Annotated in this window: 8 protein-coding genes; 4 read left to right on the forward strand and 4 right to left on the reverse strand. The window is 44.1% G+C overall.

The genetic code is table 11. The features are described 5' to 3' along the window. Nucleotides 1-616 precede the first annotated feature (616 nt). Entirely contained in the window at nucleotides 617-2254 is a 1638-nt protein-coding gene (gene groL / locus NJ959_RS21760; protein WP_254013841.1) for a chaperonin GroEL, read from the reverse strand. A gap of 117 nt (nucleotides 2255-2371) precedes the next feature. Continuing rightward, the gene (gene groES, locus NJ959_RS21765) at nucleotides 2372-2683 is read right to left on the reverse strand and encodes a co-chaperone GroES (RefSeq protein WP_254013842.1); all 312 of its coding nucleotides are present in this window, start codon (nucleotides 2681-2683) and stop codon (nucleotides 2372-2374) included. 498 nt (nucleotides 2684-3181) lie between these two features. On the opposite strand from groES, the gene NJ959_RS21770 reads away from it, so the two are divergent. The 3 genes from NJ959_RS21770 (at nucleotide 3182) to NJ959_RS21780 (ending at nucleotide 5574) form a co-directional block, all read left to right on the forward strand. After that, nucleotides 3182-3709, forward strand: coding sequence for a (2Fe-2S) ferredoxin domain-containing protein (locus tag NJ959_RS21770; protein ID WP_254013843.1), 528 nt, complete (start codon nucleotides 3182-3184; stop codon nucleotides 3707-3709). Nucleotides 3710-4004: 295 nt separating this feature from the next. Beyond that, on the forward strand, nucleotides 4005-4658 hold the full coding sequence (locus tag NJ959_RS21775) for a response regulator transcription factor (protein ID WP_254013844.1): 654 nt from the start codon (nucleotides 4005-4007) through the stop codon (nucleotides 4656-4658). A 178-nt stretch (nucleotides 4659-4836) separates the two neighbouring features. Further along, the gene (locus NJ959_RS21780; protein ID WP_254013845.1) at nucleotides 4837-5574 is read left to right on the forward strand and encodes a DUF1995 family protein; all 738 of its coding nucleotides are present in this window, start codon (nucleotides 4837-4839) and stop codon (nucleotides 5572-5574) included. A 199-nt stretch (nucleotides 5575-5773) separates the two neighbouring features. On the opposite strand, the gene NJ959_RS21785 is transcribed toward NJ959_RS21780, so the two are convergent. Next, on the reverse strand, nucleotides 5774-6139 hold the full coding sequence (locus tag NJ959_RS21785; protein ID WP_254013846.1) for a hypothetical protein: 366 nt from the start codon (nucleotides 6137-6139) through the stop codon (nucleotides 5774-5776). 456 nt (nucleotides 6140-6595) lie between these two features. On the opposite strand from NJ959_RS21785, the gene NJ959_RS21790 reads away from it, so the two are divergent. After that, entirely contained in the window at nucleotides 6596-7471 is an 876-nt protein-coding gene (locus tag NJ959_RS21790; protein WP_254013847.1) for a pentapeptide repeat-containing protein, read from the forward strand. Nucleotides 7472-7473: 2 nt separating this feature from the next. Here the strand turns inward: NJ959_RS21790 and NJ959_RS21795 are convergent, their stop codons facing one another. After that, nucleotides 7474-8049, reverse strand: a complete 576-nt coding sequence (locus tag NJ959_RS21795; protein ID WP_254013848.1) for a MiaE family protein — start codon at nucleotides 8047-8049, stop codon at nucleotides 7474-7476. Nucleotide 8050 lies beyond the last annotated feature (1 nt).

Consider the following 8050-nt stretch of genomic DNA (forward strand, 5'->3'; position numbering starts at 1 on the left):
GAGATGGATAATAACATGAATTTGTTGATATTTTATCTATATCAATAATCCGTCAATCCGCCAGCCCGCCAGTGGTTAAAACCACTGTCTAATAGCTTAAGTCCGTTAAAACGGACTGAAAGATTCATCAATAATTAGTCGGTTTTAACCGACTTTAGCTATGAGACAGGGAATTTATTCCCTGGCGTACTGGCGGACTAGCTAATAGCTTAAATACATTAAAAATCAGTGAAATTATCTTTATCTATTGGGAGGTAAATTATGCGTAGAATTCGATTACTACTCGACTCTAGCCAGATGGAAATAGAATTGAAATTGAAATGGAAAACTCTGCTGAGTCTCTAGTTATTGCAAAAATAGATTCTAAATCTATTAAAAGAACCCCGTCAGTACCCAGCCATCTTTCTCTTGATAAGTACATGGACATAATCTAATACGTCAACTCATATAAATAATAGTCCAAACAGAATTGCTTGGACTAATTTACCTATATTAACTTTTATCAAATTTATTTATTATTTATATCTAAAAATACTGATATTTTTATTATTTGTAAAATTCATAAATTTAGTTGAGGCAGGAGCAATTACTAGAATTGCCCCTACAAATTCAGCGATTAGTAATCGAAATCGCCGCCACCCATGCCACCACCAGCAGGAGCAGCACCATCTTTAGGTTCAGGTTTGTCAACCACAATACACTCAGTAGTTAACACCATACCTGCGATAGAAGCTGCATTTTGCAGCGCGGAACGAGTCACCTTAGCGGGGTCAACAATACCCGCTTCAAACATATTAACGAACTCATTTGTAGAAGCATTGAAGCCCACATCAAATGGTTTTTCCTTAACACGTTCAGCAATAACTGCACCGTTTTGACCTGCATTTTCAGCAATCCGCTTCAGAGGTGCAGCCAAAGCACGAGATACAATCAAAGCACCAGTAAGTTCTTCACCAGTGAGTTTCTCATTAGCCCAAACTTCTAACTGAGGTGTCAGGTGAGCCAATGTTGTACCACCACCAGGAACAATACCTTCTTCCACAGCAGCTTTAGTAGCATTGATGGCATCTTCTAGACGCAATTTGCGATCCTTCATTTCGGTTTCTGTCGCTGCACCCACTTTGATTACAGCAACACCACCAGCCAACTTAGCCAAGCGCTCTTGTAGTTTTTCCTTATCGTAGGAAGAATCAGTTTCTTCCATCTGACGACGGATTTGTTCGCAACGCCCCTTCACTGCTGCTTCGTTACCTTCTGCAACAATAGTGGTATTGTCCTTGGTAACAGTAATCCGACGCGCTTTACCCAGCATATCCAGCTTGGTATTTTCCAGCTTCAAACCAGCATCTTCAGTAATCAGTTGACCGCCAGTGAGAACCGCGATATCTTCCAGCATAGCCTTACGGCGATCGCCAAATCCAGGAGCTTTCACTGCTACTACATTCAGCACACCCCGCAGGCGGTTAACCACCAGAGTTGCGAGAGCTTCTTTCTCAATATCTTCAGCGATAATTACCAAAGGACGACTAGCCCGTGCTACTTGTTCTAGTACTGGTACTAAGTCTTGCACTAAGGCAATTTTCTTATCGGTAATGAGGATGAAGGGTTCTTCAAAAACAGCTTCCATCCGTTCCGTGTCAGTGACAAAATATGGAGAGGTATAGCCTTTGTCAAAGCGCATCCCTTCAGTAATTTCCAATTCGGTAGTCATAGACTTACCTTCTTCAAGAGAAATTACCCCTTCCTTACCCACTCTATCCATTGCTTGGGCAATCATATTGCCCACTTCCTCGTCATTTCCAGCCGAGATAGTACCAACTTGAGCAATAGCTTTGGAATCTTCCACTTGACGGGCATGTGCAGCAATTTGCTGTACTAGAAAACCAATGGCTTTGTCAATCCCGCGCTTGAGTGCGATCGCATTTGCACCAGCAGCAACGTTGCGCAAGCCTTCCTTAACCATCGCATGAGCCAAAACTGTAGCGGTGGTGGTTCCATCACCTGCGGCATCATTGGTTTTGGAAGCGGCTTGACGAATTAAAGCCACACCAGTATTTTCTACATGGTCTTCCAGTTCGATTTCCTTGGCAATAGTGACACCATCATTAACAATTTGAGGTGCGCCAAACTTTTTCTCCAGCACCACGTTACGACCTTTAGGTCCTAGGGTGACAGCTACTGCTTCTGCTAGAATATCCATACCCTTTTCCAGGGCACGACGAGCGTTTTCGTTGTAAATGATTCTCTTAGCCATATAGATTCTGCTCAGTGATTTATGTACTTTGGTGAAATTGCTAATTGTTAATTGCTAATTGCTAATTGCTAATTATTTTTTTATTAGCCCTAGCCTCTAGCCCCTAACCCCTAGCCTCTAGTTAACGATGGCGAGGATATCTTTTTCTGAAAGCAAGACGTACTCTTCATTTCCTAACTTGATATCTGTGCCAGCGTATTTGGAATAGAGAACCTTGTCTCCGACTCTGACTTCCATTTCTTGGCGAGAGCCATCATCATTGCGTTTGCCAGGACCAACCTGAGCCACTTCGCCTATTTGGGGCTTTTCCTTCGCGTTATCGGGGAGAAAAATCCCACCAGCGGTTTTCTCTTCAGCCGCGCTAATCTTGACGAATACGCGATCCGCCAAGGGTCTTACTGTCGAAACATTAATGGATAGAGTAGCCATGTAAATTCCTCCTAATCTACTTCTTTGAACTAACTTTAGCACTCTCAGCTCATGAGTGCTAATTTAATCCGTCAAAGGGGCGATCGCAACGAATTTACTGGTACGGGTTCCCGAACTACTGTTGTCGAAAATCGTCTAAATCCTTACTGGGAGTGCGTTATAATCAGTTCGGGATAGCAGGTGGAATTTTATGGATCAACAAGTGCGATCGCATTAGCGGCCTGAGCAGCTCGGTCTTAGCCTAGCGCGTGGAGCAAGCAGATCGCTAATTGTGACCAAGAATAGGGCGAGTCTGAGGGGACTGAGGCAGAGCTGCTTGATAGATAGAGTAATCATTGAGATCTGTAGGTATCTGTGGTTGAGATAGTTCAAATCACACTCCACAGGCGATTATTACAACTGATGACCTAAAGAAAGATACAGAAATCTAGGATCTATCGGGATGGGGAGATGGGGAGGCAGTGTTATAGTGCGGGTTAAAACTCAAAACTCTTCTCCATGGAAGCTAACGAAACCAATCACCAATTAGTCGAAGGTTCTCATCCTAAGTCATCCAAAGCAAATGAGAGTGGCGACAATTACACAATAACGGCTACGATCAAAAACTTGGGAATTAATCAAATTCAGCGACATGTTTTTATATGCGCAGATCAAACCAAACCCATCTGCTGCTTAAAAGAAGCAGGGATAGAAGCCTGGAGCTACCTGAAAAAGCGGCTCAAAGAGTTAAAACTCGACCTACCAACCACAGACAGAGCAAGCTGTATCTTCCGCACGAAGGCCAACTGTTTGCGAATTTGTGCTAATGGACCAATTATGGTGGTTTACCCCGATGGTGTCTGGTATTGTAGAGTTACTCCTGATGCGATCGAACGGATTATTCGGCAACATTTGATTGGGAACAAGGTTGTAGAGGAATACGCTTTCTTAATTCATCCATTACCGGAGATGATTGAAGCTGCGATTCCAGAGTCAGAGATGGCAAGGCAAGTAGACAGTCAAGACGACAAGCAAAGCGATTATTGAAACAGGGTAAAGCGGCTATCTATCGACGTTATCCTTTTACAATTATCTGATCGCATAATACAGAGAAAATAATTAGCCCAATTCACGATGGATAGCCTTTAACCTGTAATGCTAGTAGGTATGTCAATGAGTCTCAACCCCTCCGCAATTCGCAGCTACTCCTGTTAGGGGCAGCGTAACGCTTTCCTTCCCTCTACTGATAAATTTTTGATATGTTCCATAGAACCCGTCCCCCAATCCCATCCGCCACCAAGCTGAGTACAGCTATGGCGGGCTTCCCCAAGGAGGAAGACAGATGAAAGAAAACGCTCTCAAAAATACCAAGCAACTACTGCTGATTGATGACGATCCTAATCTAATTTTGCTAGTCAAAGATTATCTAGAGTTTCGGGGCTATGAAGTCATCACCGCTGAAAATGGTCGAGAAGCACTGGAGGTTTTAGAAAAGCAACTTCCCGACATGATGATTTGCGATGTCATGATGCCGGAAATGGACGGCTATGCCTTCGTTGAACAAATCAGGCAAGATGCCCGCACGAGCTGGATTCCGGTGCTATTTCTCTCGGCTAAAGGACAAAGCCAAGACAGGATTAAGGGACTCAGCAAAGGTGCTGATGTTTATATGGTAAAACCATTTGAGCCAGAAGAATTAGTTGCGCAAGTGGAATCTTCTATCAAGCAAGCCAATCGCTTCATTAATAACTCAGGAGGTAAACCGGGTAAAAACAGTTCACCCAAAATCAACGTTCCGTTCGATGTGGATTTGACACCAACGGAACTAAGGGTTGTGCAGTTTGTCGCCCAGGGTATGAAGAATCAAGATATTGCTGAAAAAATGAATGTTAGCCAAAGGACTATTGAAAGTCATGTATCTAATATGTTAGGTAAAACTGCGCTGAAAAACCGCACGGAGTTAGCACGTTGGGCGATAGAGAGCAGTATGGCTTAGTTGTTGGTTATTGGTTGTTGGTTGTTGGTTGTTGGTTGTTGAGAATGAGAAATGACAACGAAGCAAGGACTAATTACCAATCACCAAGGACAACTGATTGCTTCTTTGACTCAGGCTTGAATAATAGTCAATATTCCGAGATACTAAGAACTGAGGATTAAGACCCCATATAGAACTGATGGCTCAACTTCCCAAAAACCTAGAAGATGCGATCGCGCAAGCTAAAGAAGCAACTCAATCGGCTCTCAATGATGGTTGTCGCGTGTTACAAGTCGAGTTGGTATTCCCAGAAATTGCCCTCCAAGCTCAGTCCATTGCTTGGGATTTTATCCCTATCTTTGCACAATACGGCACGGGACTAAAAGTCCTATTTCCCGATACAGGTGCAGCAGCTCTTGCTCGTCGGGATTGGGGAGAAGTACCTTTTAAAGTGACTGATATTGGCACTAGTCGGTCACCAATAGACACCAAAATTGAAGCAGATGATGAGGCATTTTTGGTAGTTTCCCCCTCAGCGGTGGAAGTAAGTCAAGTGGAACAACTGTGCAATTTGGCTGAAAATCGCCCCTGTTTATTGATTAACCCCCAAATGGAAGATCTCAAAATTGTTGGGATTGGTTACGCCGCACGTCAAGTGCGGGAGCGTTTTTTGAGTACGATTGAGTCTTGTTACTATCTTCAACCCCGTGAAGGAGTGGCTATTTTGCGCTCTTATCCAGGATTATGGCAAGTTTGGCTAGAAACTGATGATGACTATCAGATGATAGCCGAATTACCTCAAAAACCTGCCGGAGATGCTCTTGAGGAAATTTTGCTTAAAGCAACTGCTGGTAGCGATAATAGTGAAATTCCACCGACGAAAAAACCTGGATTTCTATCTACTCTCCAGAGTTTTTTAAATGCTTTGAGTCGATAATGAAGTATGAAGTATGAAGGATGAATTTATAAATTTTATAGTTTACAGGACTTACGCAAATCCTCCATCTGTAGGGTGCGTTATGCGCAAGCTAACGCACCCTCCACACTATGGTGTCACTGCGTAAGTCCTGGTTTATCCGCCTACTCGAACAGCACCAATCTACAAAATTAATACTTCATCCTTCATCCTTCATCCTTTATTCAACATAAATCAATCCATTTTGTAACGCATTTTTCAGTAAAGATGCTCCATACTGTGACAAGAAATCATCGCTTTTATAAACACCACCTGTAACTTTTAGCGGTGTATGGTTTTCTGTTTTTCGGAGTCGATTTGAGGGATAAGCGACAGGGTAGGAAAGCTGAGTGATATTGTTGTTTCCATGGTAGGGACGAGCGATGGCATACCACCATTTTCCTTGTTTAAATTCTTGGTGTATAACGTAGCAACCGGAATGCCATTGATAGCCTTTTTCTTCACTAATCCATACCCCACGAATATCGACAGAATCATATATTGCGAAATCTGGTTCACTCTTCCTCTGTTTCGGGTTGGTAGTCATATCCTTAAAAGTGCCTTAATGAGAAGTCTAGCAGTAGCTAAGGCGATTAAGACCCACTTATTTCACCAAAGAAGGGAGTAATGGAGATTAATGTTGAGGGTGTGGTGGATGATGAATTGCCAAATCAATGGCCTACAGAGGGGGAGTACCATTCTCAATTCGGCGGTTGAAACCGCATCTACACAGACGAAACCCGCCTTCGCGGGTTAATAAATCCTTGGGCTGTCATTATTCCGCGCAGGCGGAATTTGTTTGTGTAGCTGCGATTTCCAATCGCCAAGGCTTCGCGGGTTAATAAATCCTTGGGCAATAAATCCTTGGGCTGTCATTATTCCGCGCAGGCGGAATTTGTTTGTGTAGCTGCGATTTCCAATCGCCAAGGCTTCTCCCATCACCACAGCCTAGGCGCATGACATATAATGCTCCTAGCCAAACCCAAACCCTAGCAAACACCAAATGAGGGCAACTAAGGTTCTAAAGGAATACGCAGCCGGGAGACGAGATTTCAGTGGAGCAAATCTCAGGGGACAATCCTTCAAAAGACAAACCCTCTCCGGCGCAAATTTCAGTGAAGCTGACATCCGAGGAGCAAACTTTACCAATACTAAGCTGATAGGTGCTAATTTCAGTAGTGCGAAAGCGGGACTACAGCGACGTTGGGCGATTATTTTAGTCGTAGTCTCGTGGATACTCTCAGGGATATCAGGACTATTTTCAGTATTTCTTATTTTCTTAGGATCATGGATACCGTACACGGAAATAAGTAAAGTTATTTTTAGCTGGCTTTGCTTAATAGCGATTGCGATCTTCTTTATCCTCACTATTCGCAAAGGTCTATTCGCAGGTCTAGTCGCAGGAGCTGTCGCAGGAGCTGTCGCAGGAGCTGTCGCAGGTCTAGTCGCTGTCGCAGCTCTAGTCGCTGTCACTCTCGCAGGAGCTGTCAATCTCGCAGGAGCTGTCGCTGTCGCTGGAGCTATGGCTGGAGCTGTCGCTGGAGCTATGGCTGGAGCTGTCGCTGTCGCTGTCACTGGAGCTATCGCTGGAGTTGTCACTGGAGCTATGCCTGGAGCTGTCGCTGTCGCTGTGGTGTTGCTCAGTACTTACATTAGCTGGCGTGCCCTTAAAGGAGATAAGCGAGATGCCTGGATTCGCACGTTTGCCATCGCCTTCGCTGCCACAGGCGGCACAAGCTTTTACAAAGCTAACTTAACCAACGCTGATTTCACCTCCGCCACCCTCAAAAGCACAGACTTCCGCAATGCCACCCTTACCCGCACCAACTTCCACCAAACCAAAAAACTTGACCGAGCCAGAGTCGGCAACACAATTTAGTATTAACTATGAATTCGTGGTTCTGGATGAAGAGTTGATAATAACTCACTTTCTTTAATCGCTAACTCATCCAACCGCATTTTAACAATATCTCGATCGAAATAAGTATCTGCTAATACCCAATAAATCCCAAAATGCCGTGCTTCTGATGCCATCAAACTATGGTAAAATTCCGCTAATTCAGGATCTGGGCAATGAGTCGCTAGTAATCCTAACCTTTCATGAGAGCGAGCTTCAATTAATCCGGAAATTAGTAACGAATCTAACAGCCGATTGGGTTCAGCAGGGCGAATTGTCGCTTTTAAACCTGCGGCGTAGGGAGGTGAGGAAAGGGGAGCCAAGGGAATACCGCGCCTTTCTAACCACTGATTGACTAGTTCAAAGTGTTCCAACTCCTCACGCGCGATCGCAGTCAAGTCTCGCACTAGTTTAGTATTAGAGGGGTAACGAAACATTAAATTCAACGCTACTCCGGCTGCTTTCCGTTCGCAGTGGGAGTGATCGAGGAGAATTGTATCAATATTGGTGATTGCTTGCTCCACCCAAGTGTAGCTTGTGGGTTGTTTGAGGATATTAATC

Source organism: Limnofasciculus baicalensis BBK-W-15, from assembly GCF_024178385.1.
GTDB classification, from domain to species: Bacteria; Cyanobacteriota; Cyanobacteriia; order Cyanobacteriales; family Coleofasciculaceae; genus Limnofasciculus; species Limnofasciculus baicalensis.